General features: G+C 66.6%; 27 protein-coding genes and 1 tRNA gene. 21 read left to right on the top strand and 7 right to left on the bottom strand.

The window, feature by feature from the left end; all coding sequences use genetic code 11:
• Window positions 1-56: 56 nt before the first annotated feature.
• Window positions 57-1187, top strand: a complete 1131-nt coding sequence (locus tag WA983_RS03285; protein ID WP_424311605.1) for a glycosyltransferase family 4 protein — start codon at window positions 57-59, stop codon at window positions 1185-1187.
• 9 nt (window positions 1188-1196) lie between these two features.
• Here WA983_RS03285 and hpaR read toward each other — a convergent pair whose 3' ends face one another.
• Window positions 1197-1670, bottom strand: coding sequence for a homoprotocatechuate degradation operon regulator HpaR (gene hpaR / locus WA983_RS03280; RefSeq protein WP_424311593.1), 474 nt, complete (start codon window positions 1668-1670; stop codon window positions 1197-1199).
• A 136-nt stretch (window positions 1671-1806) separates the two neighbouring features.
• On the opposite strand from hpaR, the gene WA983_RS03275 reads away from it, so the two are divergent.
• The 10 genes from WA983_RS03275 (at window position 1807) to WA983_RS03230 (ending at window position 10706) form a co-directional block, all read left to right on the top strand.
• Complete coding sequence (locus WA983_RS03275) at window positions 1807-2826, top strand: TRAP transporter substrate-binding protein (RefSeq protein ID WP_424311592.1); 1020 nt, start codon at window positions 1807-1809, stop codon at window positions 2824-2826.
• 18 nt (window positions 2827-2844) lie between these two features.
• Window positions 2845-3405: a TRAP transporter small permease gene (locus tag WA983_RS03270; RefSeq protein ID WP_424251653.1), complete on the top strand. Its 561-nt coding sequence runs from the start codon at window positions 2845-2847 to the stop codon at window positions 3403-3405.
• A complete protein-coding gene (locus tag WA983_RS03265; RefSeq protein ID WP_424251655.1) occupies window positions 3402-4727 on the top strand; it encodes a TRAP transporter large permease in 1326 nt (441 codons plus the stop codon). The genes WA983_RS03270 and WA983_RS03265 overlap by 4 nt, the downstream gene beginning before the upstream one ends.
• 44 nt (window positions 4728-4771) lie before the next feature.
• Complete coding sequence (locus WA983_RS03260) at window positions 4772-5437, top strand: fumarylacetoacetate hydrolase family protein (protein WP_424251657.1); 666 nt, start codon at window positions 4772-4774, stop codon at window positions 5435-5437.
• On the top strand, window positions 5434-6204 hold the full coding sequence (locus WA983_RS03255; RefSeq protein WP_424311591.1) for a fumarylacetoacetate hydrolase family protein: 771 nt from the start codon (window positions 5434-5436) through the stop codon (window positions 6202-6204). Before WA983_RS03260 ends, WA983_RS03255 begins: the two co-directional genes overlap by 4 nt.
• Before the next feature lie 12 nt (window positions 6205-6216).
• Complete coding sequence (gene hpaE / locus WA983_RS03250; RefSeq protein WP_424251660.1) at window positions 6217-7671, top strand: 5-carboxymethyl-2-hydroxymuconate semialdehyde dehydrogenase; 1455 nt, start codon at window positions 6217-6219, stop codon at window positions 7669-7671.
• Between the two features lie 45 nt (window positions 7672-7716).
• Window positions 7717-8568: a 3,4-dihydroxyphenylacetate 2,3-dioxygenase gene (gene hpaD / locus WA983_RS03245; protein ID WP_424251662.1), complete on the top strand. Its 852-nt coding sequence runs from the start codon at window positions 7717-7719 to the stop codon at window positions 8566-8568.
• A gap of 79 nt (window positions 8569-8647) precedes the next feature.
• Entirely contained in the window at window positions 8648-9034 is a 387-nt protein-coding gene (locus WA983_RS03240) for a 5-carboxymethyl-2-hydroxymuconate Delta-isomerase (RefSeq protein ID WP_424251664.1), read from the top strand.
• Window positions 9021-9875, top strand: coding sequence for a 2-oxo-hept-4-ene-1,7-dioate hydratase (gene hpaH, locus WA983_RS03235; RefSeq protein ID WP_424251666.1), 855 nt, complete (start codon window positions 9021-9023; stop codon window positions 9873-9875). The genes WA983_RS03240 and hpaH overlap by 14 nt, the downstream gene beginning before the upstream one ends.
• A 30-nt stretch (window positions 9876-9905) precedes the next feature.
• Window positions 9906-10706, top strand: a complete 801-nt coding sequence (locus WA983_RS03230; protein WP_424251668.1) for an aldolase/citrate lyase family protein — start codon at window positions 9906-9908, stop codon at window positions 10704-10706.
• Window positions 10707-10713: 7 nt separating this feature from the next.
• Here the strand turns inward: WA983_RS03230 and WA983_RS03225 are convergent, their stop codons facing one another.
• On the bottom strand, window positions 10714-12099 hold the full coding sequence (locus tag WA983_RS03225) for a phosphomannomutase/phosphoglucomutase (protein WP_424251669.1): 1386 nt from the start codon (window positions 12097-12099) through the stop codon (window positions 10714-10716).
• Between the two features lie 178 nt (window positions 12100-12277).
• Between WA983_RS03225 and WA983_RS03220 the strand changes: the two genes are divergently transcribed.
• Window positions 12278-13690 carry an FAD-binding oxidoreductase gene (locus WA983_RS03220; RefSeq protein WP_424251692.1) on the top strand — a complete coding sequence of 471 codons (1413 nt, stop codon included), beginning with the start codon at window positions 12278-12280 and terminating at the stop codon, window positions 13688-13690.
• 51 nt (window positions 13691-13741) lie between these two features.
• Window positions 13742-14092 carry a RidA family protein gene (locus WA983_RS03215; RefSeq protein WP_424251671.1) on the top strand — a complete coding sequence of 117 codons (351 nt, stop codon included), beginning with the start codon at window positions 13742-13744 and terminating at the stop codon, window positions 14090-14092.
• Here the strand turns inward: WA983_RS03215 and mutM are convergent.
• Window positions 14089-14916, bottom strand: a complete 828-nt coding sequence (gene mutM, locus WA983_RS03210; protein WP_424251673.1) for a bifunctional DNA-formamidopyrimidine glycosylase/DNA-(apurinic or apyrimidinic site) lyase — start codon at window positions 14914-14916, stop codon at window positions 14089-14091. The two genes, WA983_RS03215 and mutM, sit on opposite strands and share 4 nt — an antisense overlap.
• 85 nt (window positions 14917-15001) lie before the next feature.
• Here mutM and WA983_RS03205 point away from each other — a divergent pair, with 85 nt between their 5' ends.
• The 8 genes from WA983_RS03205 to WA983_RS03170 all read left to right on the top strand — a co-directional run bounded on the left by WA983_RS03205 (window position 15002) and on the right by WA983_RS03170 (window position 21707).
• Window positions 15002-16777 carry a tetratricopeptide repeat protein gene (locus WA983_RS03205; protein WP_424251675.1) on the top strand — a complete coding sequence of 592 codons (1776 nt, stop codon included), beginning with the start codon at window positions 15002-15004 and terminating at the stop codon, window positions 16775-16777.
• Window positions 16774-17421, top strand: coding sequence for an outer membrane lipoprotein LolB (locus tag WA983_RS03200; RefSeq protein WP_424251677.1), 648 nt, complete (start codon window positions 16774-16776; stop codon window positions 17419-17421). The genes WA983_RS03205 and WA983_RS03200 overlap by 4 nt, the downstream gene beginning before the upstream one ends.
• Window positions 17422-17441: 20 nt before the next feature.
• On the top strand, window positions 17442-18344 hold the full coding sequence (gene ispE, locus WA983_RS03195; RefSeq protein ID WP_424251694.1) for a 4-(cytidine 5'-diphospho)-2-C-methyl-D-erythritol kinase: 903 nt from the start codon (window positions 17442-17444) through the stop codon (window positions 18342-18344).
• A gap of 5 nt (window positions 18345-18349) precedes the next feature.
• A tRNA-Gln gene (locus WA983_RS03190) sits at window positions 18350-18426 on the top strand.
• 105 nt (window positions 18427-18531) lie between these two features.
• Complete coding sequence (locus tag WA983_RS03185) at window positions 18532-19482, top strand: ribose-phosphate pyrophosphokinase (RefSeq protein ID WP_424251679.1); 951 nt, start codon at window positions 18532-18534, stop codon at window positions 19480-19482.
• A 111-nt stretch (window positions 19483-19593) separates the two neighbouring features.
• The gene (locus WA983_RS03180; protein WP_424251680.1) at window positions 19594-20208 is read left to right on the top strand and encodes a 50S ribosomal protein L25/general stress protein Ctc; all 615 of its coding nucleotides are present in this window, start codon (window positions 19594-19596) and stop codon (window positions 20206-20208) included.
• Window positions 20209-20308: 100 nt separating this feature from the next.
• Window positions 20309-20908 carry an aminoacyl-tRNA hydrolase gene (gene pth, locus WA983_RS03175; protein WP_424251682.1) on the top strand — a complete coding sequence of 200 codons (600 nt, stop codon included), beginning with the start codon at window positions 20309-20311 and terminating at the stop codon, window positions 20906-20908.
• 10 nt (window positions 20909-20918) lie between these two features.
• Window positions 20919-21707 (top strand): type II CAAX prenyl endopeptidase Rce1 family protein, encoded by a 789-nt coding sequence (locus tag WA983_RS03170; protein WP_424251684.1) that lies wholly within the window; start codon window positions 20919-20921, stop codon window positions 21705-21707.
• A 24-nt stretch (window positions 21708-21731) separates the two neighbouring features.
• On the opposite strand, the gene WA983_RS03165 is transcribed toward WA983_RS03170, so the two are convergent.
• Genes WA983_RS03165 through WA983_RS03150 form a run of 4 tightly spaced genes read right to left on the bottom strand, consistent with a single transcriptional unit; the run spans window position 21732 to window position 25732 of the window.
• Complete coding sequence (locus WA983_RS03165; protein WP_424311590.1) at window positions 21732-23084, bottom strand: amidase; 1353 nt, start codon at window positions 23082-23084, stop codon at window positions 21732-21734.
• 31 nt (window positions 23085-23115) lie between these two features.
• Window positions 23116-23802, bottom strand: coding sequence for a DUF2848 domain-containing protein (locus tag WA983_RS03160; protein ID WP_424251688.1), 687 nt, complete (start codon window positions 23800-23802; stop codon window positions 23116-23118).
• Between the two features lie 29 nt (window positions 23803-23831).
• Window positions 23832-25115: a TRAP transporter large permease gene (locus WA983_RS03155; RefSeq protein WP_424251690.1), complete on the bottom strand. Its 1284-nt coding sequence runs from the start codon at window positions 25113-25115 to the stop codon at window positions 23832-23834.
• The gene (locus WA983_RS03150) at window positions 25112-25732 is read right to left on the bottom strand and encodes a TRAP transporter small permease subunit (RefSeq protein ID WP_424251695.1); all 621 of its coding nucleotides are present in this window, start codon (window positions 25730-25732) and stop codon (window positions 25112-25114) included. The genes WA983_RS03155 and WA983_RS03150 overlap by 4 nt, the downstream gene beginning before the upstream one ends.
• Between the last annotated feature and the right edge of the window lie 32 nt (window positions 25733-25764).

Below are 25764 nucleotides of genomic sequence, written 5' to 3'. Positions count from 1 at the left end.
CGGCTTTGGCCGCAGCCTCGACTTCGACGGCGGATGTGGTCTCATCGGGCGCCGCCATCTCGGCCCCCCGGCTGCTGTTTTTCATCACCAATCCGGCCTTTCTGGTGTCCCACCGCTTGCCGGTCGCTCTGGCCGCCCGCGATGCGGGCTACGAAGTCCACGTCGCCTCCATGGGCGGCCCGGCCGTGGCGCAACTCGAGGCGCTGGGTCTGACACATCACGTCCTGCCTCTGTCGCGCACCAGCATGCGGCCCTGGACCGAGGCCCGCAGCCTGTGGGCGATCTGGCGTCTGTTCCGCCGGGTCCGGCCCGATCTGGTGCACGCCGTCACACTCAAGTCCGTGCTCTACGGCGGCATCGCCGCCCGCCTGGCCGGGGTGCCGGCCTACGTCGCGGCGATTTCCGGCCTGGGCTATGTGTTCATCCAGGGATCGGGCCTGAGAGGTCTCCTCAAGCGCCTGGCGTTGATCCTGTATCGCCTGGCTCTGGGGCATCCGAACAGCCGGGTCATCTTCCAGAACACCGCCGACCGCGACGTGCTGGAACGGGCCGGCGTCGTGCGTCCGGGCCAGGCGGTGCTGCTGCGCGGCTCGGGCGTCGATCTGGCGCGCTTTGCACCGGCGCCCTGGCCTTCGGTGCCGGTGACGGTGGCGCTGGCCGCCCGTCTGTTGCGCGACAAGGGGGTGGGCGAATTCGTCGAGGCGGCCCGCCTGTCGGCCTCTCGGGGCGAGGGCCTGCGCTGGCGTCTGGCGGGCAGCCTCGACCTGGAAAACCCCGCATCCGTGCAGCCTGACGAACTGCTGCGCTGGCAGTCCGAAGGCGCCATCGACTACGTGGGCGAATGCGCCGACGTGGCGGGTTTCTACGCGCAAGCCCATATCGTGACACTGCCGTCCTACCGCGAGGGTCTGCCCAAGTCCCTGATCGAGGCGGCTGCCTGCGGCCGGCCCGTGGTGACCACGGACGTGCCGGGATGCCGGGACGCGATCGAAGCCGGGGTCAGCGGCATGCTGGTGCCGCCCCGGGATGCGCGGGCTCTGGCCGACGCGGTCGCGGTGTTGGCGGCTGACGAGGATCTGCGGATCCGCATGGGCGCTGCGGGCCGGTCGCTGGCGGAACGTGATTTCGGCCTGGACCGGATCGTCCAGGCACACCTGGACGTGTACCGGGCGCTGACCGGACGATAGCCGGCGTTTTCAGGTCTGGCGATCCACGGGCGGCAGCTCGACGGACGGGACCTGGTCCAGCGGCGCGCTCAGCAGGCGGTCGATCTGGGCATAAGTCTGGTCGATGAGATCGTGGCCGATGGCGTCTTCGATCAGGCGGTATTGGGCCTCGACCAGCGGCGCGACCCGTGCATAGATCGCCTGGCCCTGTGGCGTCAGGCTGATGATGATGCGGCGTTGATCGTGCGCGGCGCGTTCGCGCACGATCAGTTCCTGGGTCTGCATCCGGCTCAGAACCCCGACCATGCTCGGGCTGAGGATCTGACAGACATCGCATAACTGATTGGGCTCCAGAGGGCCCTGTTCGTGCAGACTGCGCACGATCCGCCATTGTTGTTCCGTCAGGCCGTAGTGCGTCAGGATGCCCCGGAAATGGCTCAGCAGGGCGTCGCGCGCCTTCAGCAGGAGTTGCGGCAGGTTGCGGTGGATTTTTAGTGTGTTCATTTGGGTCCGGTGGCTGTGCTTGACTTGCTAATATGTTAGCTTTATAGTGCCTGAAAATAACAATAACATGTTAGTGAATAAAAGGGCTGAATCCAGCCGATTTTCATAGAACCCAATTCTCATCCGGAGAAGACATATGCAACGACGCTACGCCGCATTGGCCCTGACCCTGGCCGCTTTCATCGGCAATCCAGCCGCTGCCGAAGAAGTCACCCTCAAGATCGCGCATTTCCTGCCATCGGCTGCGGCGGCTCAACAAATGGTACTCGAACCCTGGTGCGCAACGCTGGCCCAGGAATCGTCCAGGCGCATCGCCTGCCAGATTTACCCCGCCATGCAACTGGGCGGCACGCCGGGCCAGTTGGCAGACCAGGCCCTGCGCGGCGTGGCCGACATCGTCTGGACGGCGCCTGGTTATTCGGCGGGGCGTTTCCCCGCGATCGAAGCCATGGAACTGCCTTTCGTCGTCAGGGATGCCGCCAGCGGCAGCAAGGCGGCCTGGGATTTCTATGAACAGTACGCCAAGCAGGAATTCTCCAAATACAAGGTGCTGGCCGTGCACGTGGACGGTGGCGTGGCCCTGCACACGTCCAAGCGGGCCATTGCCTCGCTTGCGGACATCAAGGGTCTGAAGCTGCGCACGCCCACGCGCATGGCCTCCAAGACGCTGGCCGCCCTGGGCGGCGAGCCGGTTTCCATGCCGCCGGGCCAGGTCACCGAAGCCATTTCCAAGGGCGTGGTGGACGGCGCCATGGGCGCCTGGGAAGTCGTGCTGCCGACCAAGCTCGACGAGGTCACCAAATACCATACGCAACCCGCTGTCGGCCAGGCCTATCCTGCCGCCACGGTGCTGGTGCTGTTGATGAACCAGCAGAAATACGAGGGTCTGGCTCCCGATCTGAAAGCCATCCTCGACCGCCACAGCGGTCCGGCCCTGGTCGAGCGCTTCGGCAAGGTCTGGGATGACGTCGCCGCGAAGACCCAGGAAAAGGTGCGGGCTGCGGGAGGTCAGGTGGTCGACATCAGCGAAGCCGATCTCAGTGCCATGAAGAACGCTGCCCGTGGGGTTGACGCCGAGTGGCGCGCGGAAATGGACAAGAAGGGCCAGGACGGCACCAAATTGTCCGAAGCCGCGCATGCGTTGGCGCGTCGATAATCAGCCTGGACTCAGATCATGGATTACACCGGAACCGAACAGGCCCGCTGCAGCCGGGGCTGGCCGATCCTGAATCGGCTGGCTACGGGGCTGGCCCTGGGGGGCGGGGTGCTGTTCGTCCTGCTGGTCGGCATGTCGCTGGTCTCGATCATCGGGCGCAAGCTGGGTTTTGGCTCGGTCACCGGTGACGTCGAGATGATGCAGGTGGGCACGGCGGTGGCCGCCGCGGCCTTCCTGCCTTATTGCACACTGGTGGGCGACCATCTGCGGGTCGATCTGTTCACCGAGCGGCTCTCGGTGACCACCAAGAGCCGCCTCGACGCTTCCTGCGAGTGCCTGCTGGTGGCGGTCATGCTGGTGCTGGCCTGGCGCACCGCGCTGTCGGCCCTGCACCTGCATGAGACGGGGGATTTCACCACCTTGCTGGGGCTGCCGATCTGGATCCCTGTGGCGGCCATCGTGCCCAGCCTGCTGCTGACGGCCTTGTGTGCGCTCTGGCGCGTCCGGGCGGCGCTTGGCCATGCCCGCTACCTGGGGCGTCGTGAACAGATGGCTGTTGATCATGGGGTGTCGGCATGAGTGGAATTCTGGTGGGCCTGAGCGGCCTCGCGGGACTGTTGGTTCTTCTGGTGTTCCGGGTGCAGATCGCCGTGGCGATGCTGCTGGCCGGTGCGGCCATCTACGTGGTTTCCAGCGGCTGGGCCTGGAACGGGTTGCTGTTCACGCTCAGCGACCTGGCCTATGCGCGTCTGTCGAACTACGATCTGGCGGTGGTGCCGCTGTTCATCCTGATGGGCCAGTTCGCCACTCACGGCGGTCTGTCCAAGGCGCTGTTCGACGCGGCCGGCAAGCTGATCGGCCACTGGCGCGGCGGCATGGCCATGGCCTCGGTGGCGGCCTGCGCATCCTTTGGTGCCATCTGCGGCTCTTCGCTGGCGACGGCTGCCACGATGGGCCAGGTGGCCCTGCCCGAACTGCGCGCACACGGCTATTCGGGACGCCTGGCCACGGGCACGCTGGCGGCCAGCGGCACGCTGGGCATTTTGATTCCGCCTTCGGTGCCGCTGATCATCTATGCGGTGCTGGTCCAGGACTCCATCGGCAAGCTGTTCATGGCCGCCGTGATTCCCGGCATCCTGGCCGCGCTGGGCTACCTGATCGTGATCCGCATCCTCGTCACGCGGGATCCCGAATCCGGGCCCACCGGCACCAAGGCCCCCAGGGCCGAGGCGATGGCCGCGCTGATGCGGACCGTGCCCATCATGCTGGTGTTCCTGGTCGTGGTCGTGGGCATCTACGGCGGCTGGGCCAATCCGACCGAGGCGGCGTCCATCGGGGCGGGGGCCTGCGGCCTGATCGCGCTGGCCAACGGCATGCGTTGGGAAGGTTCACGCCAGAGCCTGCTGGGCACGGCGCGGGTCACCGGCATGATCTTCATGGTGCTGATCGGCGCGGATCTGCTGAATTCGTCGCTGGCGTTGTCGCAGATGCCGCACCAACTGGCGCAATGGGTCATCGACAGCGGGCTGTCGCCCATGATGGTGCTGTTCGCCATCCTGCTGATCTACATTCTGCTGGGCTGCGTCATGGATTCTCTGGCCATGATCCTGCTGACGATTCCGATCTTCTATCCGATGATCATGGGCCTGGATTTCTTCGGCCTGTCGGCGGGCGACAAGTCCATCTGGTTCGGCATCATGACGCTGATGGTGGTCGAGATCGGCCTGGTGCATCCGCCGGTCGGGATGAACCTGTACATCATCAACAAGCTGGCCAAGGACGTGTCCATGAAGGAAACGGCGCTGGGGGTGATGCCCTTCCTGGCATCCGATTTCCTGCGGATCATCGTGCTGGCCTTCTTCCCCGGCATTACGCTGTGGCTGATCCACGTTCTGGGCTAGCGCCGACACGCAGACCCGGTCACTCCTTTTGTCACTGAAAAAAGATGCAAACCGTTCCCATCCTGTCCCCGGACGCCGCCGTGTATGGCGTCATCATGAACGACCCCGCCAGCGTGTCGCGCCTGGGCGAGGCCGTGCAGCAGCCGCCGTACAAGGGGCTGCCGGCGGCCCCGGTGCTGTACCTCAAGCCGCGTAACACCTGGGCGTCGGATGGCGCTGTCGTGCGGCTCCCGGCCGGCGAACACGCAGTCGAAATCGGCGCTGTCATCGGTCTGCGCATGGGTCGGGATGCCGCCCGGCTGCGGCCCGAGTCGGCCCTGGAAGCCGTCGACGCCTGCCTGCTGGCCGCTGACCTGAGTCTGCCGCACGCCGACTACTATCGGCCGGCCATTCGTCAAAAATGTTTCGACGGCTCTCTGTGCATGCGGCTGCTGCCGTCGCGCGCGATCGGCGAATTGTCGTCCCTGGTGCTGCGGACCTGGATCAATGACGTTCCCTCGGATGAGCGCCGCCTGTCCGATCTGTTGCGCGCGCCGGCCCGCCTGCTGGCTGACGTGACTGAATTCATGACCTTGCGCCAGGGCGATGTGCTCCTGACCGGGGTCGTCTACCAATCGCCCGTGGCCCGGACGGGCGCCCACGTGCGCGTCGAAGTACCGGGCCTGGCCCGGCTGGCATTCACTGTGGAAACCGAGGAGGAATCGGCATGAGGCACGCACGCATCGCCTGGCAGGGGGCGGTCCGCCCGGTCACGGTCGAGGACGACGGCGTCCTGCGCCTGGCTGACGGCCGCGAGGCGCCCGCAGAGGAAGTCGTCTGGCTGCCGCCGGTCCGGATCGGCACGGCTTTTGCGCTGGGGCTGAATTACGCCGACCATGCCGCAGAGCTGGCCTTCAAGGCACCCGAAGTCCCGCTGGTCTTCCTGAAAGGCCCCAATACCTTCATCGGCCATCGGGCGACCACCCGTCGTCCGGATGGGGTGCGCAGCATGCATTATGAATGCGAACTGGCGGTGGTCATTGGCCGTGGCGGGCGCGGCATCCGCCGTGAAAACGCTTACGAACACGTCGCCGGCTACACCGTGGCCAACGACTATGCCATCCGCGACTACCTGGAAAACTGGTACCGGCCCAATCTGCGGGTCAAGAACCGTGACGGCTGCACGCCCATCGGCCCCTGGATGGTCGACCGCGATGACGTGCCCGATCCCATGGCGCTGGCCCTGTGCACCCGCATCAACGGCCAGGTCGTTCAGCAGGGCACGACTGCCGACATGATCTTCGATATCCCGTTCCTGATCGAGTACCTGTCGTCCTTCATGACCCTGTCGCCGGGTGATGTGATCCTGACCGGCACGCCGCAGGGGCTGGCCGAGACCCGGCCCGGAGACGTGGTCGAAACCGAAATCGAATCCGTGGGCTGCCTGGTCAACACCATCGTGGGTGACGAGGCCATCCATTCTCAAATCGCTGACTAGGGAGAGCCTTCCATGATCAAGCATCTGATCGCCGGGCGCGAAGTCGAGAGCGCCGATGTGTTTGAAACCCTGAACCCCGCCACGGGCGAAGTCCTGGCCGAGGTCGCCAGCGGCGGCGCGGCCGAGGTCGATCAGGCGGTGCGGGCCGCCCAGGAGGCCTTTCCGGCCTGGGCGGCTCGATCGACCGCCGACCGTGCCGCCATTCTGCACCGTCTGGGCGAACTGATCACGCGCGACGTGCCCGAATTGTCCCGCCTGGAAACCCAGGACACCGGCCAGGTCATCGGCCAGACCGGCAAGGCGCTGGTGCCGCGCGCGGCCAACAACTTCCATTTCTTTGCCGAGCAGATCCAGCGGCTGGACGGGGAAAGCTATCCCTCCGACACGGGCCACCTGAACGTCACGATGTGGCAGCCGGTCGGCGTCTGCGCCCTGATCTCGCCCTGGAACGTGCCCTTCATGACGGCGACCTGGAAACTGGCGCCGTGTCTGGCGTTCGGTAATACCGCCGTGATGAAGATGAGTGAACTGTCGCCTCTGACGGCGGACCGCCTGGGACAACTGGCCCTGGAGGCCGGTGTGCCGCCGGGGGTGTTCAACATCGTGCACGGCTATGGGGCCACGGCCGGCGAGGCGCTGGTGTCGCACGACGGTGTGCGCGCCGTGTCCTTCACCGGCTCGACCGCCACCGGCCACCGCATCGTGCGAGCCGCGGGCCTGAAGAAATTTTCCATGGAGCTCGGGGGCAAGTCGCCATTCATCGTGTTCGACGATGCCGACTACGAGCGGGCGCTGGACGCCGCCGTCTTCATGATCTTCTCGAATAACGGCGAACGCTGCACGGCCGGCAGCCGCATCCTGGTCCAGCGCGGCATCTACGAGCGCTTCCAGGCGGATTTCGCCGCCCGGGCGCGCCGCCTGGTCGTGGGTGATCCGCTGGATCCCAAGACCATCATCGGTCCGATGATCTCGGCCGATCACCTGCGCAAGGTCACGGGCTACATCGAGGCGGGTCAGCGCGAAGGCGCCCGCATGCTGTGCGGGGGCGGCACGCCGGACGTGGGCGCGGCCTTCCGGGGCGGCAACTGGGTCCAGCCGACCGTGTTCGCCGACGTGGATAACCGCATGAGCATCGCCCAGGACGAGATCTTCGGCCCGGTCGCCTGCCTGATTCCCTTTGACGACGAAGCCCAGGCGCTGGCCATCGCCAACGATACGCCCTACGGGCTGTCGTCCTACGTCTGGACGGAAAGTACCGGGCGGGCCCTGCGCATGGCGCGCGGCGTCGAGGCCGGCATGGTGTTCGTCAACAGCCAGAACGTGCGCGATCTGCGTCAGCCCTTTGGCGGCGTCAAGGCCTCGGGCACCGGGCGCGAGGGCGGCCATTACAGCTATGAGGTGTTCTGCGAAGCCAAGAACATCTGCATCTCATACGGGGATCATCCGATCCCTCGCTGGGGCGTTTGAACCCCGGCCAACATTGCCTCATCATCCCCTTACGGAGGAGACACCATGGGTAAGCTTGCTTTGACTGCGAAGATCACGCACGTGCCGTCGATGTACCTGTCTGAATTGGACGGGCCGCACAAAGGCTGCCGTCAAGCCGCCATTGATGGTCACAAGGAAATCGGCCGCCGCTGTCGCGAACTGGGCGTGGATACGATCGTCGTGTTCGACACGCACTGGCTGGTGAATTCCGGGTATCACGTCAATTGCGCACCCCATTTCAAGGGCGTGTACACCAGCCATGAACTGCCGCATTTCATTCGCGACATGGCATATGAATACGACGGCAATCCGGCGCTGGGCAAACTGCTGGCCGAGGCCAGCACGACAGCCGGCGTCCGGACGCGCGCCCACGAAATCGCCAGCCTGAATCTCGAATACGGCACGCTGGTGCCGATGCGTTACATGAACGAGGACCAGCATTTCAAAGTGGTGTCGGTGGCTTCGCTGTGCACGGTCCACGACATGGCGGACTCGGCCAAGATCGGGGCGGCCATGCGTCGCGCGGTCGAGGAGCAGTACGATGGTACGGTCGCCTTTCTCGCCAGCGGTTCGCTGTCGCACCGCTTCGCACAGAACGGCGTGGCAGAGGACTATCTGTTCAAGGTCTGGAGCCCGTTTCTGGAAACCGTGGACCACGCCGTGATCGACATGTGGAAGCGCGGCGACTGGGCGACGTTCTGCGACATGCTGCCCGAATACAACGCCAAGTGCCACGGCGAAGGCAATATGCATGACACCGCCATGCTGTTGGGTGCCCTGGGCTGGGACCAGTACCGGGGCCAGGCCGAAATCGTCACCCCGTATTTCGGCAGCTCGGGGACCGGCCAGCTCAACGCGATCCTGCCCGTTCAGTAGATTCCGGTCCTTTGAACCCCGCGCGGCACCCTCCGGGTCGTGGCGCGGGGGCCGACTTTCGCATCCTGGGTCCCATACCATGGCACATCTGATCTTCGAATATTCAGGCAATCTCGCCCAAGAAGGCGACCTGCCCGGTCTGCTGCGCCAGGCCAACCGCGTCCTGATCGATTCCGGCCTGTTCCCGCCGGGCGGTATCCGCTCGCGCGCCCTGCGCCTGGACGAGTACTGCGTGGCCGAGGGCGACCACGATGACGCTTTCGTGCATGCCACCGTCAAGATCGGTGCGGGCCGCGATCCCCAGGCCGTGCGTGACATCGCCCAGGCGCTGTTCGACGTCATGAAGCGGCATTTCGACCCGATCTTCCAGCGCCGCACCCTGGCCCTGTCCCTGGAATTGTCCGAATTCTCCGAGGCGGGTACGCTCAAGCACAACAATATCCATGCCCGTTATGCAAAACACTGACATTGCTGCCATTCATTCGCGGGCACCGGTTTCGGGGGCCTTGTCCCGGGACGCCATCGTCCGTGTCGCGGCCTCCCTGCACGAGGCCGAGCGCACTCGTACCCAGGTGCGGGCGCCCTCCCTGGATCATCCCGACATCACCATCGAGGACGCCTATGCCATCCAGAGCGAAGGCATCCGCCTGAAGCTCCAGGAGGGCCGGCACGTCATCGGCCGCAAGATCGGCCTGACCTCGCGTGCCATGCAGCGATCCTCGCAGATCACGGAACCCGACTACGGGGTGCTGCTCGACGACATGTTGTTCGAGAACGGCCAGGACATCCCCTTTGACCGCTTCATCGCGCCCATGGTCGAGGTCGAACTGGTGTTCCACCTGACCCGTGACCTGATCGGACCGGACGTGACGCTGTTCGACGTGCTGGATGCCACCGACTACGTCATGCCGGCCATCGAACTCATTGACGCACGCTGCCACCGCGTCGATCCGGACACCCGACGGCCGCGCCTGGTGATGGACACGATCTCGGACAATGCCGCCGACGCCGGGCTGGTGCTGGGCGGGCGGGCCATCCGTCCCATGGACCAGGACCTGCGCTGGGCGAGCGCCCTGATGCTGCGCAACGGCGTGATCGAGGAAACCGGCGTGGCCGCCGGGGTGCTGAACCATCCGGCCAACGGCATCGTCTGGCTGGCGCGCAAGCTGGCCCCGCACGGTGTCGGCCTGGAGGCGGGGCAACTGATCCTGTCGGGCTCCTTCACGCGGCCGGTGGCTGTGCAGCCCGGGGACACCTTCCACGTGGACTACGGTCCGCTGGGCTGTATCTCCAACCGCTTCGTCTGAACCCATTCCGCTGTTTTCCGGAGAACCTCCATGTCCGCGCTCCATAATTCGTTCAAGGCCGCGCTGCGCGGCGACCGAGACCCGCGTATCGGCCTGTTCATGGGGCTGGGCGATCCCAGTGCGGCCGAGCTGCTCGGCGGCACCGGCTTCGACTGGTTGCTGATCGATGGCGAGCACGGCCCCAACGACTTGCGCAGCGTGCTGGCGCAGTTGCGGGCGCTCCAGGGCAGCGAAGCAGACGTCCTGGTCCGCATCGTCGACCATGATCCGGCGCTCATCAAGCAGATGCTGGACATCGGCGCCCAGTCCCTGCTGGTGCCGATGGTAGAGTCGGCCGAACAGGCCCGCGCCCTGGTGCGAGCCACCCGCTATCCGCCCGCCGGCATTCGCGGGGTCGGCACGGCGATGGCGCGCGCGGCGCACTGGAACGGGGTGCCCGACTACGTGCGGCAGGCCAATGACGAAATCTGCCTGATCGTCCAGGCAGAATCCCGTGCCGCCCTGGAAGCCCTGGATGACATTCTGGCGGTGGAAGGCGTGGACGCCGTGTTCATCGGCCCGTCCGATCTGGCTGCCTCGATGGGGCACCTGGGTCGGCCGGATCATCCCGAGGTCCGGACCGCCGTGCTCGATGCGATCGAGAAAATCGCGCACAGCGGCAAGGCCGCCGGCGTGTTCGCCACCCGGCTGGACGCCGCCCGGGCCTATGCCCAGGCGGGTGCCCGGTTCATTGCGCTGGGTACGGACACGCTGCTGTTGCGGCAGTCGGCCGCCGGCCTGGTGCAGGCTTTTCGCGCCGGAGCCGATCAGGCGACCGGGACCGGGTACTGAACAGGTCCTAGAACGGCAGCGGCCGACCTGGCAGCAGCGCCGTGATGGCGGCGCGGAATTCATCCTGGATGCGCGCCAGCGCCTCGGGCGTGTCGCCTTCGAAGCGCAGCACCACCACCGGCGTGGTGTTCGACGCCCGTGCCAGGCCGAAGCCGTCCGGGTATTCGGCGCGGATGCCGTCGATCGTGATGCGGTCCGCGGCGCCGGGAAAGCGGCCTTCGGTCTGCAGGCGCTGGATGAAGGCGTGCGGCTCGCCCTCGGCCATGGGCAGCTTCAGTTCGGGGGTGGAGATCCCCTGGGGCAGGGCCTCCAGCGTCCGGCTCGGATCGTCGCTGCGTGACAGGATCTCCAGCAGGCGCGCGCCGGCGTAGAGGCCGTCGTCGAAACCGTACCAGCGTTCCTTGAAGAAAATGTGGCCGCTCATCTCGCCGGCCAGGGGCGCGCCGGTCTCGGCCAGCCGCGCCTTGATCAGCGAATGCCCTGTTTGCGACATCAGCGGCGTGCCGCCGGCTTCAACGACGGCACGGCCCAGGTGGCGGCTGCACTTGACGTCGAAAATGATGTCCGCGCCCGGCTGGCGTTGGAGGATGTCACGTGCGAACAGGATCATCTGGCGGTCGGGCCAGATGATCTGGCCGGAACGGGTGACCACGCCCAGGCGGTCGGCGTCGCCGTCAAAGGCCAGGCCCAATTCGCAGTCAGTGTCGCGCAGGTGGGCGATCAGGTCCTGGAGATTGGCCGGGTCCGCCGGGTCGGGGTGGTGGTTGGGGAACAGTCCGTCGACCTCGCAGTACAGTTCGTCCACCGTACAGCCCAGCGCCCGGAACAGGCGCGCGGCGGCCACGCCGCCTACGCCGTTGCCGCAGTCGATGGCGACGTGCATGGGGCGCGCCAGGCGCACGTGGCCGGTGATTTCGCGGATGTAGGTGTCCACCAGATCGGTAGCGACGCTGATGCCCGGCGTCGCACCCATGGGCGGCTGGATGCCGTCCATGGCTCGGCGCAGGGCCTGAATGTCGTCGCCGTGCAGGGTGCGCCCCGCCATCATCATCTTGAAGCCGTTGTAGTCGGGCGGGTTGTGGCTGCCGGTGATGGCGACCCCCGAGCCGCTGCCGTCACGGCAGGCGGCGTAATACACCAGGGGCGTGTGCGCCAGGCCCAGGTCCACCGTGTTGATCCCGCCTGCGTGCAGGCCGGTCTTGACGGCGTGGGCCAGCCCGCGGCTGCTCAGGCGTCCGTCGTAGCCGATCGCCAGGCTGCGCACGCCTTCGCGTCGGGCCTGAGCGGCCAGGGCCAATCCCAGGCGGTGGGCAAAGGGCTCGTTGATCTGTCCGGGCACGGTGCCGCGGATGTCGTAGGCCTTGAAAACAGCGGAAGGCAAGAGGTCGCTCATGGAGTATTCCGGCGGAGAGATCGGTTGGGCAAGCTCTGTACAAGTCCCCGCGCCGCTTGCCGTTCGACTGATTCAGAAATTCCCTGAGGCCATTATCGCCGATTACAATGGAAGGTTCTTGCCCTCGAAGGGCTCGTGCTTCATCGCCGGGCCGCTGGATTACGACATTACGAAAGCCATGGATCATCTGGATGCTTTGCGCGCGACGGTCGGCGCCGCGCAGGTGCTGACCGGCGCGGATGCGCTGCCCTGGGAAACGGACTGGCGCGAGCGCTATCGCGGCCGCTCGCTGGCCGTGGTGCGGCCCGGCACGACCGACGAAGTCGCGGCCGTGGTGCGCTTGTGCGCGCAGGCCGGCCTGCCGGTGATTCCCCAGGGGGGCAATACGGGGCTGTGCGGCGGGGCGACGCCCGACGATTCCGGCCAGGCGGTGATCCTGTCGCTGCAGCGCCTGAACCGGATCCGCAGCATCGACACCGACAACGACACCATGGAGGTCGAGGCCGGCTGCGTCCTGCAGTCCGTTCAGCAGGCCGCGCGCGAGGCCGGCCGGCTGTTCCCGCTCAGCCTGGCGGCCGAGGGCAGTTGCACGATCGGCGGCAATCTGGCCACCAACGCGGGCGGCACGCAGGTGCTGCGCTACGGCAACATGCGCGAACTGGCCCTGGGGCTGGAGGTCGTGACCGCTCAGGGGGACATCTGGCACGGCCTGCGCGGTCTGCGCAAGGACAACACAGGCTACGATTTGCGCGACCTGTTCATCGGCAGCGAGGGGACGCTGGGCGTGATTACGGCCGCGACGCTGAAATTGCACCCGTTGCCGGTGGCACGCTGCACTGCGCTGCTGGCCCTGGATTCGATCGAATCGGCCATCGCCATGCTGGGCCGGGCCCGCGCGGGCCTGGGCGCTTCCTTGACCGGTTTCGAACTGATGGCCGGCGATTGCCTCCAGGACGTGGTGCGCTGCTTTCCGCAGCAGCGCCTGCCTTTCGAAGGCCCGTCGGCCGACATGCCCTGGTATGCGCTGCTGGAACTGTCGGACAGCGAATCCGAGGCCCACGCCCGCGAGCGTTTCGAGGTCGTGGTGGGCGAGGCCATCGAGGCCGGCATCGTCCTGGATGCGGTGATCGCCGAATCCATGGCGCAAAGCCATGCGCTCTGGCATTTGCGTGAAAGCATCCCCCTGGCGGAAAAAGAATCCGGCAAGAGCATCAAGCACGACGTCTCGATCCCGGTGTCGCGCATGGCCGAGTTCGTGCTGGGCACGAACGCCGCCTTGCAGGCCGCGTTTCCGGGGATCCGGCACGTGATCTTCGGCCACCTGGGCGATGGCAACCTGCACTACAACGTCGCGCGCGGGCCGCAATGGGCCGAAGGCCAGCTCCTGGCGTGCCAGGACGCGGTCTATGAACTGGTGCATGATCGCGTGTACGCCGTGGGCGGCTCGATCAGCGCGGAACACGGGGTGGGGCAGCTCAAGCGCGACGTGCTGCCACGCTACAAGGACCCTGTGGAAATGGCGCTGATGCATCGCATCAAGGCGGCCCTGGACCCCCAGGGCCTCATGAACCCGGGCAAGGTGCTGGGCTGATCCGGCACCGCCTGTTCTTTCCCCCTCTCACTCCAATAAGGATCACACACCATGACCACCATCCAGCGTATCGAACCCGGCGCCCGCATGAGCGGGGCCGTCGTCCACGGCAACACCGTCTACCTGGCGGGCCAGGTGGGCAACGAGGGCGACGACATCCAGGCCCAGGTACGCACGGCACTGGCCGAAGTCGACCGTCTGCTGGCTCTGGCCGGCAGCCACAAGTCCCGCATCCTGCAGGCCACCATCTGGCTGGCCGACATGGCGGATTTCAAGGCCATGAACCCCGTCTGGGAAGCCTGGATCGATCCGGCCAACCCGCCGGCCCGCGCCACCGGCGAAGCCCGCCTGGCCGGGCCGGGGTTCAAGTTCGAAGTGATCATCGTCGCGGCATTGAATTAACGTTTCTGGCAGCCCGGACAGAAATACGTCGCACGCTGGCCCTGGACGATGCGCCGGATCGGCGTGGTGCAGCGCGTGCAGGGTTGGCCGTCGCGTTCGTAGACGGCTGCGTGCAGCGTGAAATACGCTCCGGGCGTGCCTTGGGCGTTGACGTAATCGCGCAGCGTGCTGCCGCCCGACTCCAGCGCCTGGCTCAGGGTTTGCAGGATCGCCGCGTGCAGCCGGGCGCTGCGCGGGCGTGATACGTGGTCACCTCGCAGGCGCGGATCGATGCCGGCCAGGAACAGCGATTCGGATGCGTAGATATTGCCCACGCCCACGACGATCTTCCCCCCCAGCAGCAACTGCTTGACCGACTGGCGGCGCCCCTGCAGCCCCGTGTGCAGGATCTCGGGCGTGAAGGCCGGGTCAAAGGGCTCGATGCCCAGTCCGGCCAGCAGCGGGTGAGCCTCGATCGGGCCGGCCCCGGCCGGATGCCACAGGACGGCGCCGAAGCGGCGCGGGTCGTGCAACAGGAAGCGGGCCTCGTCGAATTGCCATTCCACGTGGTCGTGCTTGCGCAGCGGTTCGTCCATCGGTACCCGCCGCAGGGAACCCGACATGCCCAGGTGCACGATCTGCGTACCCTGCGGAAAGCGGATCAGCAGGTATTTTCCCCGGCGTTCGCAGGCCAGGACCTCGGTGTCCCGGACCCGATCGGGCAGATCGGCCGGTACGGGCCAGCGCAGGCGGGGCTCGTGCACGATCAGGCGGCGCAGGATGCGTCCGGGCATGACCGTGGCAATTCCACGACGGGTTGTTTCGACTTCTGGCAGTTCGGGCATGGCGGGGTGATAACATCCACTTTCGATGATGCAATTTTGCCACCAGACGCGGTTTTTTCCTGCGTTCCGGCCATGGTTACCGCAAATGAGATTCCCCGCTTCCGTGATGCCCGTGGTGCTGGCGCTGGCCGCCGCACACGAGGCGGCGTGGGCCGCGCCTCCCGCAGCCGCGCCGGCCGATCCGGTCGAGACCATTCATTTGCGTAGCGGCGAGCCGCCAGTCGTCAATCTCACCCCCGAACTGCTGTACCGCCTGCTGGTGGCCGAATTGTCCGCCCAGCGCGGGCAGTTCGATGACGCTGCCCAGGAACTCCTGTCCCTGTCACAGGACACGCTGGATTCCCGGCTGGCGCACCGCGCCTTCCAGATGTCCATGACGGGCCGCAATCTGGCGCTGGCGCTGCGTTCGGCCCGCGAATGGGCCGTCCTGGATCCGTCCAATCCCGAAGCCGTGGCTGCTTCCCTGGCTCTGTCGGCCTCCAGCGGCCAGACCGATGGTCTGGCCCAGACGCTGTCGCGCCGCATCGCCTCGGCCGATGACCAGGATCAGGCCGTCGTCCAGGCGGCCGGTATCGTTTCCAAGATGACGGACAAGCGTCTGGCCCTGGACGTGCTGGACAAGGCGCTGGCGGGGGTTTCCAAGACCTCGGCGCTGGCCCGCCTGGCTTTGGCCGACGCGGCCTGGGCGGCGGGTGAGCCGTCGCGTGCCGTCGACGAGGCCCGTCAGGCCCAGGTGCTGGACCCCGATTCCCAGGACGCCGCCCAGCGGGTGCTGGAATACGGCCTGCGAGTCGACTCCACCCGGGCCATCAAGGACACCTATGCTTTCCTGGACAGCCATCCGGATCGGCGCGGTCTGCAACTGCTGCTGGTCAGCCGTCTGACCGGGCTGGGGGCGTTTGACGAGGCCCTGGGGCTGCTGGGCCGCATGCGCCAGCGCGCGCCGGAAGACTTCGATCTGCTGTACACCGAGGCCGAGGTCAACGCCCGGGCCGGTCGCTACGACGCGGCCAAGGCCCTGCTGAACCAATACATCACGATCCAGCAACAGCGGCGCCAGGCCGTGCGCGACGATGCCACCAACGCACAGGCCGACGTGTCCGACGCGCGGTTGCTGCTGGTGCAGATTGCCGAACGTCAGAATGACCTGCGCGAGGCCATCCGCCAGTTGCACACCATCGACGAGCCGACCCTGATCTTCCAGGCGCGCACGCACGAGGCCGTGCTGTACGGCAAGCTGGGCGACCTGAATCAGGCGCGGGCGATCCTGGATGCCATCAAACCCGCCGATCGCCGCGAACGGGCCGTCGTGCGCTTGACGCTGGCCTCCATTTACCGGGACGCGGGGCGCACTGACCAGGCGGTCGAACTGCTCAAGGCCGCCGACCTGGAAATGCCCGATACCCCGGAAATCAAATACGACCTGGGCATGCTGCTGCATCAGCAGGGCAAGACGGCCGAATTCGAAACCCTGATGCGGCGTGTGATCGAGCTCGAGCCCGACAACGCCAATGCCTACAACTCGCTGGGCTACACCTACGTCGAGCAGAACCGCAACCTGGACGAGGCGCGCGATCTGCTGGAACGGGCACTCGATCTCAACCCTGACAGCGCCTACATTCTGGACAGCGTGGGCTGGTATCTGTTCCGTATCCATGACTACCAGGGGGCGCTGGAATACCTGCGCCGATCCTACGACCAGATGCCTGCCGCCGACGTGGCTGCGCACCTGGGTGAGACCCTGTGGGCGCTGGGCCGCCACGAAGAGGCCCGCCGCATCTGGGCCGAGGGCCACAAGACCGATCCCGAGAGCGCGTCCCTGAAGGAAACGCTGGACCGTCTGGGAGTCAAGCTGCCATGACCGTGATCATGATCCGCGTGCCCGCACGCCCGGGTGCAAGCCACGCCGCTCTGCGTGTGCTACGCGCCGTCGCGGCGCAGGCGGGGCGTCTGCGGCATGTCTGGCTGACGCTGGCGCTGGCCGGTCTGCTGGCCGCCTGCGCCACGCCCCAGCGTATTGAGGGCCAGGGGCCTGCCTTCGAGCGGCAGGGCCGCTTCGCCGTCAACCTGCAGCCGGTGGGCGCCGCGCCCTATGCGGCCCAGGGCGGTTTTTCCTGGCGTGATGATGATCGTGTCCTGCGCCTGGATCTGGTTTCGCCGCTGGGCAGTGTCCTGGCGCGGATTCGGGTCGAGTCCGGTCTGTCCGTGCTGGAGCGCGCCGACGGCAGCCGCGAGTCGGCACCCACGCCGGACGATTTGCTGGCCCTGATCTGGGGCCATTCCATGCCTGTGTCCGGGCTGCGCCACTGGATGCGTGGCGAGGTCGCGCCCGGTCTGGTCGTCAATGCGCAGCGTGACGATCAGGATCGATTGACGTCGCTGCATCAGGACGGTTGGGACGTGACCCTGTCGGCCTACGACGATCAGGGCCCTGGACGCGTGCGCCTGTCGCGTCTGGACGAGCAGGGGCAATGGCGCCTGCAACTGATCGTGGACCGGCCTTAGTTGCGCTGGTCCTGACACACATGGCGGCCCTGTACGACGTCCCGGCTCCGGCCAAGCTCAACCTGTTCCTGCACGTGGTGGGGCGCCGCCCGGACGGCTACCATCTGCTGCAGACGGTCTTCCGTTTCGTGGATCTGTGCGACACCCTGGATTTCGAGACCACGGCCGACGGCTCGATCGAGCGTGCAGGCGAGGGCCTGGCAGGTTTGCCGGCCGAGCAGGATCTGGTGCTGCGCGCCGCCCGCGATCTGCAACAGGCCACGGGCACGCGACGAGGCGCGCGCATTCGCTATGACAAACGCATCCCTGCCGGCGGCGGCCTGGGCGGCGGGTCCAGCGATGCGGCCACGACCCTGGTCGCTCTGAACCGCCTGTGGGGCACCGGCCTGACGCGTGCCGAACTGATGCGCCTGGCCCTGCCGCTGGGGGCGGATGTGCCGGTCTTCGTCTTTGGCCGCGCGGCCTTCGCCCAGGGGGTGGGCGAGGATCTGACGGCCGTGGATCTGCCCGAGCGGGCCTATTGGATCGTGCGTCCGCCCGCGCACGTGACGACGGCGGACGTGTTTTGCGCCCCCGATTTGACAAGAGATTCTGAATCGGTAAAAATTGCGGTCTTTACTGATTGGCAGATAGGGCGCGACGCGGGGGATTTCTTCGGGCGCAACGACCTGGAAGCCGTGGTTTTTCGGCAGCAACCACCCATCGCCGCGCTTGCGCAGACGATGCAGGACGCAGGGGTCGAAGTCCGCATGACAGGTTCGGGTTCGTGCCTGTTCGCGGAGTTCTCGGATGCGGCCCAGGCCGGGATGCACCGGGATCGAATAATCGGTAAAATAGAAAACCCGCTCGATAGGGCGATCGAAGGGTCCTGGATCTGCCAGGGCTTGGGTGATCACCCTTTACTGGGATGGGTAGCAGATTGAATTATTGGGGAATCGCCAAGCTGGTTAAGGCACCGGATTTTGATTCCGGCATGCGAAGGTTCGAATCCTTCTTCCCCAGCCATCCTTTCCGCGCCAGAGCGCATGCTATCAGGCTGTTGAACCGGTCCTCCGTCTCCTGCGGAAAGACTGTCAACAGCCTTGTCATTTGAGACATTGGTTCGACACCATGGCACAAGACAGATTCATGATTTTCACCGGTACGGCCAATCCTCGTCTGGCCGTCGACGTCGTGAATCACCTGGACATGTCCCTGGGCAAGATGACCGTCGGTCGCTTCTCCGATGGCGAGGTCATGGTGGAAATCAACGAAAACGTCCGCGGCAAGGACGTCTTCGTGCTGCAGCCCACCTGTGCGCCGACCAATGACAATCTGATGGAAATCATGGTGATGGTCGATGCCCTGCGCCGCGCTTCCGCGCGCAACATCACCGCCGCCATCCCGTATTTCGGCTATGCCCGCCAGGATCGCCGGCCGCGTTCGGCCCGCGTGTCGATCTCGGCCAAGGTCGTGGCCAACATGCTGCAGGTCGTGGGCGTGGACCGGGTCCTGACCATGGACCTGCACGCCGACCAGATCCAGGGCTTCTTCGACATCCCCGTGGACAACATCTACGCCGGGCCGATCCTGCTGGGCGACATCTGGAGCCGCAATTTCCAGGATCTGGTGGTCGTGTCCCCCGACATCGGCGGCGTGGTGCGCGCCCGGGCGCTGGCCAAGCAGCTCGAATCCGACCTCGCCATCATCGACAAGCGCCGCCCGCGCGCCAATGTGTCCGAGGTCATGAACATCATCGGCGACGTGAACGGGCGCACCTGCCTGATCATGGACGACATGGTCGATACCGCCGGCACGCTGTGCAAGGCCGCCCAGGCCCTGAAGGACCGGGGCGCGGGTTCCGTGTATGCCTATTGCACGCACCCCGTGCTGTCGGGCGAGGCCATCAAGCGCATCCAGGAATCCACCCTGGACGAACTCGTCGTCACCGATACCATTCCGCTGAACGAAGCCGCGCGTGCCTGCGCGAAAATCCGCCAACTGTCCTGCGCGTCCCTGCTGGGGGAAACCATTCTGCGCATTTCGACGGCGGAATCGGTCAGCTCGCTGTTCGCCGACTGACGGCGGGCGCATACATTTTGTGGCCCCGCGCTGGTCGCGGCACGGGGCGTTTTCGCAGCTTCGGCTGCTGTGTCGTCAGGGGCCTCACCAGGCCCTGTTTTGGAGTTTTCCATGAAATTCACCGCCACTTCGCGTAGCGTTCAGGGTTCGAGTGCGAGCCGCCGCCTGCGCCGCGCCGGTCGGGTGCCCGCCATTGTCTACGGCGGCAAGTCCGCGCCGGCCAACATCGAGCTCGACCACAACGAGATCTACCACGCACTGAACAAGGAAGCCTTCCACGCTTCCATCCTGGACATGGTCCTGGACGGCAAGACCGAGCCGGTCCTGGTGCGTGCCGCTCAATGGCACCCCTACAAGCCCCTGGTCCTGCACGTCGACTTCCAGCGCGTGGACGCCTCCCAGGCCGTCACCACCAAGGTCCCGGTCCACTACCTGAACGCTGACGTCAGCCCGGCCGTCAAGCTGGCCGGCCAGATCGTCACCCACGGCCCGGCCGAGCTGGACATCACCTGCCTGCCGGCCAACCTGCCGCAGTTCATCGAAGTGGACCTGGGCAATCTGATCGGTGGCGCCCGTCTGCACCTGTCCGACATCACCCTGCCGATGGGCGTGAAGTTCGTTCCCCACGGCGAGGACACCAACCCGCTGCTGGCCCAGGCGTCCGCGCCCAAGGGCACGACGGCGGATGACGCCGACGCTGCTCCGGCCGCTCCGGCCGCCGAATAAGCGCCTTAGACGCGGTTCGAAAGACCCTGCAGAGCCCCCGTCCGCCGCAAGGCGGGCGGGGGTTTTGTCGTATGATGGGTGCTTTTCGGATCTCTCCCAAATGACGACAGCGCCCATCCGCCTCATCGTGGGGCTGGGCAACCCCGGCCCCGAATACGAAGCCACGCGTCATAACGCCGGGTTCTGGCTGGCGGATCATTTTGCCGATGACATGCGGGTCGATTTCACCCTCGAAAAACCGTTCTTCGCCTGGGTTGCGCGCGCGCGACACGCGGGGCAGGTTGTGGTCCTGGCCAAGCCGAGCACCTTCATGAACAAGTCCGGACAGGCGGTCGGTGCGCTGGCACGCTTCTACAAGCTGCAGCCCGAGGAAATCCTGGTCCTGCACGACGAACTGGATCTGCTGCCGGGGGCCGTCAAGCTCAAGCTGGGCGGTGGCCATGCCGGCCACAACGGCCTGCGCGACATTCAGTCCGCCCTGGGCTCTCCGGGCTTCTGGCGTTTGCGCATCGGCATCGGCCATCCGCGCAGCCTGGGCCTGGCACAGCAAGTGGTCAATTTCGTGCTGCACCCGCCGCGCAAGGACGACATGCCCGGCATCGAGGACGTGATCAACCGCTGCCGCATCGTTCTGCCGCAACTGCTGGACGGCGCCTTCGACCGCGCGACCGAACGCCTGCACCAGGCCAATCACGCCTGACGCGGCGGCCATGTCTCTTTTTCAACGCCCCGCCGGTCTGCCCACCATGGGTGAGGAAATCGTCGATTTCCTGCGCTTCGTCGTCCGACCGCGACCCGGTCCCCGGCTGAAAGGGCGGCGCGCCGGCACCGGCCTGCGGGTGGATCTGAGCCTGAATGCGCCCTGGTGGCGCCTGGCCCATTGGGCCGTGCTGCTCTGGATTCTGAATCTGTTCGTGTTCGCTCCGCTGGCCCTGTCGGCGGCCGATGCGGGCGGGGCGCAGCATCGGCTGGACATCCATAACCTGCCCTGGATGACTGCCCTGATCTGGGCGCCGATCGTCGAGGAACTGACCTTTCGTCATGCACTGCGCCGGCCGGCCATGCTGTGGTGGTTCGTGCCCCTGATGGCGTCCATCCTGCTCCAGGGGGCGGGTGCCGCCTCGGGCCTGATGGCTGCAGCCGCCGTGCTGCTGGCTTTGGCGCCGGCCTGGTACCCGGCCGGCCACCGTTGGCAGGCCGGCTGGCGGCTGTCCTGGCGCGGCCGGCGGCTGGTGCGGCGCGCCTATCCGCTGCTGTTTCACATGACTGCGCTGGCCTTCGCCGCCGTGCACCTGTTCAATTTCCGTCTCAACGCCATGGCATTGGTGTTGCTGCCGTTGCTGGTGCTGCCGCAATGGGTCACCGGCCTGGTGCTGGGCTGGATGCGCGTGCGCCGGGGCCTCGGCGCCGCGATCGCCCTGCACGCGATCTTCAACGGCGGACCGTTGCTGCTCATCGGGCTGCTGCTGTGGGGGGCGCCGAAACTGGTGGTCGGGTGAGCCGGGGCCTGTGCCCCGACCCGCTCAGCGCGTGCCCAGGATGTGCTCGATGCTCAGGCCGACGTCCAGAATGTGCGCGTCGGCGTGGGCGGGGCCTGCAACCATCAGGCCGACCGGCGCCTCGCCCTCGGCATGGCAGGGCAGGCTCAGCGCGCAGCCATTCAGGAAATTGATCAGGGTGGGATTGCGCAGGATCAGGCCGTTCGCAGCGAAATAGGCCTCGTCCGAGGCCTGCAGGGACTCGATGGTCGGCGCGATCACCGGCACGGTGGGCAGCAGCAGTGCGTCATAGCCTTGCAGGCGGGCCTCGATGGCGGCGATCCAGCGCGCACGCCGGGCGTGCAGATCGATGTAGTCGGCGGCGTCGATGTCGCGGCCTCGCAGGATGCGCGAGGACACCCGGGGATCGTATTCAGCGATCTTCTCGTCCAGCAACTCACGGTGGACCGCATAGGCTTCCGCGCAGACCAGTCCGCCCTTGCGGTTGATGTGCGCCAATTCCTTGAATTCCGGCAGATCCAGCGTGTCGATGGCGGCCCCTGCGGCGCGCAGCCGTGCGATCGCGGCGCCGAAGGCGTTCCGGACGATCTCGTCGGCACCGTCCATGACCAGGGTGTTCGTCACGGCGAGCCGCAGCCGGGAAAGCGGGAGAGCGGCCGGCAGCCGGCGGGACTCGTCACCCGAGAGGATGCCGTCCAGAATGGCACAGCACGTCACCGAGGCCGCCAGCGGGCCCACGGAATCCAGGCTGGTCGCCAGGGGGAAGGTGCCGCCGGAGGGCACGCGCGCCGCCGTGGGTTTGAAGCCCGTCAGGCCGCAGAAGGCCGAAGGGATACGGACCGAGCCGCCCGTGTCCGTCCCCAGGGCGGCCACCGCCATGCCGTCCGCGACCGAGACGCCCGCGCCCGAGGACGAGCCCCCCGGAATCCGACGGCTGGCGCGATCCCAGGGGCTGCTGGGCGTGCCGTAGTGCGGATTGATGCCCAGGCCGGAGAAGGCGAATTCCGTCATGTTGGTGTGCCCGATCAGCACCGCGCCGGCGCGTGCCAGGCGTTGCACCGGGTCGGCGTGACGCATGGCGGGCGCATCGTCCCGGCGCACCTTGGAGCCCGAGCGCGTGACGTGGCCGGCGACGTCGAACAGGTCCTTGATCGAGACCGGCAGGCCATCGAGGGGAGACCGGACCTGACCGGTGGCGCGCAGGGCATCGGATGCCCGGGCGGCCGCCAGCGCCTGTTCCGCCCAGACCGCTGTGAAGACCCGCGTGCCTTCGCCGTTCGAGTCGGCGATGCGAGCCAATGCGGCTTGCGTCAGGGCGACGGACGTGGTCTCGCCCTTGTTCAGGGCGGCTTGCAGTGTGGTCAGGGTGGGCAACATGGCGGTTCCGGGGTGTAAGAGGGAAGGACAGTCAGGCGACTTCGGGCAGGACTTCGATGCGGTAGGCGTGGCGGATGCGGCGTTCCAGGATCGGATCGAACAACTCCATTTCGAATGTCGTGGACGGGCGGATGCCGCCGATGGCAGCCATGGTGCCGCAGGTCATTCCCGCGTCGGACGGCATGCCCGCCGTGCCGAAGCAGCCTTTGATCAGATCGGTGGGCTGCCGCAACGAGGCCAGGGCGCCTTCCTGGTAGAGCACGCGTTGGCCGTCCTCCTCGATCCACGAGCGCAGGATCAGCGAGTCCCAGTGCGCGGCCACCTCGGCGAACGGCCAGGCGGCCCGCGCGACGGGCTTGACGCAGATCTGCTTGGACAGGGCCACGCTGACCGATTCGAGCTTGCGGTCGGTGTGATCGGAGGCGAGGCTTACCATCAGTTGCCCGTCGTGCATGAAGACGAAGACTTCGGCTTCGCCCGAGGAATGCGGGCCCACGGCCTGCAGGGCGTCATCCTGGCTGACCTGGTTGGCGGCGATGCGATAGTACAGGGGCACCGCGCTGGGGCGCGGCACGCCCAGGACGGCCAGTTCCTCGATGTGGTGCTCGATGGCGGCCAGATCGCGGCCGGCCCAGCCGGCCACGACGCATTGGCGGAGGTCGACGGTCACGAGTTGCGAGGCCGTTCGGGTGGAGATCAGGTCGAAAAACAGTTTCATGCGATATTCCGATAAGGGTGGAGACGGGGTCAGCCGAAAACGCGGGGGACCCAGAGCGCGAGGTCGGGCGCAATCGCCAGCAGGGCGACCATGAACAGCATCATGATCACGAAGGGAGCGGAGCCGGCGATGACGTCGTTCATGCTGCCCGAGGTGCGCAGGCTCTGGACCACGAACAGGTTCAGGCCGACCGGCGGGGTGATCAGCGCGCATTCGACCAGAATGATGATGACGATGCCCAGCCAGACCGGGTCGAAGCCCATGGCGAACATGATGGGCGCGACGATGGGGATGGTGGTGATCATCATCGCCAGGGTCTCCATGAAGCAGCCCAGCACCAGGTAGAACAGCACCAGGATCAGCAGCATGACCGTGGGCGAGACGCCCAGGCCGCTGATGGTGTCGATCAGCGCGGTGGTCAGTCCGATGGCGGACATGATGAAATTCAGGAAGGCCGCGCCGATCACGATCAGCATGATCATGGCCGAGGATTTCATGGTGCCTTCCAGGGCGTCGCGCAGCATTGGCCAGTTCAGCCGGCCCTGGAACAGGGCGAGGCACAGCGCGCCGACCACGCCCAGCGCCGCCGCTTCCGTCGGCGTGGCGATGCCGGCGTAGATCGAACCCACCACCAGCAGGAAGATGCCGATCGGCGGCACGAGCTGTGTCAGGCTGCGGATGCGCGCGCCCCAGGATGCCTTGATCCGCTGGCCGCCCCACTGCGGTCGTGCGAGGCAGGCGATCGCGATGGCGAGCATGAACAGTCCTGCCAGTGCCAGCCCCGGGACGATGCCCGCCAGGTAGAGCTTGGGCACCGACGTGTTGGTGAGCACGCCGTAGATCACCAGGTTGATGGATGGCGGGATCAGGATGCCCAGCGTGCCGCCGGCCGCGATGCTGCCAAGAAACAGCGAGGGGTTGTAGCCCTGTTTCTTGATCTGCGGAATGGCGACCGTGCCGACGGTGGCAGCCGTGGCCACGCTGGAGCCGGACGTGGCGGCGAACAACGCGCTGGCACCGATGTTCGCGTGCATCAGGCCGCCAGGCAGCCACGACAGCCACAGGCTCATGGCGCTGTACATGCTTTCGGCCATGCCCGAGCGCAGCAGGATTTCACCCAGCAGGATGAACAGCGGGATGGCGACCATCAGGAATTCGTTGCTGGTGCCCCAGGACACTTCACCCATGGCCTGGGTGAGCGGCAGCATCGAATACAGAGGGTCCAGAATGAGGCCGAGCACGCCGAGCGCGGCACCGACCGGGATGCTCAGGCCCAGCAGGGCGAGCAGGGTGATGAGGGCGGTGCCGATCATGTGGCGTCTCCTTCGACCAGCCGTTTGCCTGCCTCGGCTTCGGCGTCGGCTTCTTCCTTGGTGCTGCGCACGCCACAGATGTCGCGCACGGTGCGCAGGTCGCCCGTCACCAGGGCCATGGTCGAACGCAGCAGCATGAGGGCCAGCACGACGCACAGCCACAGCAGGCCCGCGACCCACAGAGACTGCGGGATCCACAGCGGCGTGGCGAAGGTCGTGTTGGCGGTCGACTGGTTGTCCCAGGACAGGCCTGCGACCGTGGCGGCATAGCGTGTCCAGTACACGATGAACACGCCCAGGGCGACCAATGCCAGCCAGTCGAAGAACGCGCCGATGCGCGGCGGCAGGTACTGGTACAGCGCGTCGATGCGGATGTTGGCGCGCTGCAGGGTGGCGAACGACAGCGCCCAGGAGATGCTGATGGCGAAGGCGTAGCCGGACAATTCGTCGGCGCCTCCCAGGGGTCTGCCCAGGAAGTAGCGCACCAGCACGTCGGCTGTGATGTAGAGGGCGCTGACCAGGGTCAGGCCGCCGGCTACCCAGATGGCGGCGCGGGAGAGCGCGTTCGCCCTGCGCAGCAGGCTGTCGAGCGTGCGGTAGCGATCGGATGAGTTCATGATGAGTCCGGGTCGGAGCGGCCGGCGGTGTG

Origin of the sequence: Castellaniella sp. (assembly GCF_049650445.1) — a bacterium.
In the GTDB taxonomy this organism is placed as follows: Bacteria; Pseudomonadota; Gammaproteobacteria; order Burkholderiales; family Burkholderiaceae_B; genus Castellaniella.
The sequence above is the reverse complement of the archived record's forward strand: the minus strand, read 5'-3'. Positions and strand labels throughout refer to the sequence as shown.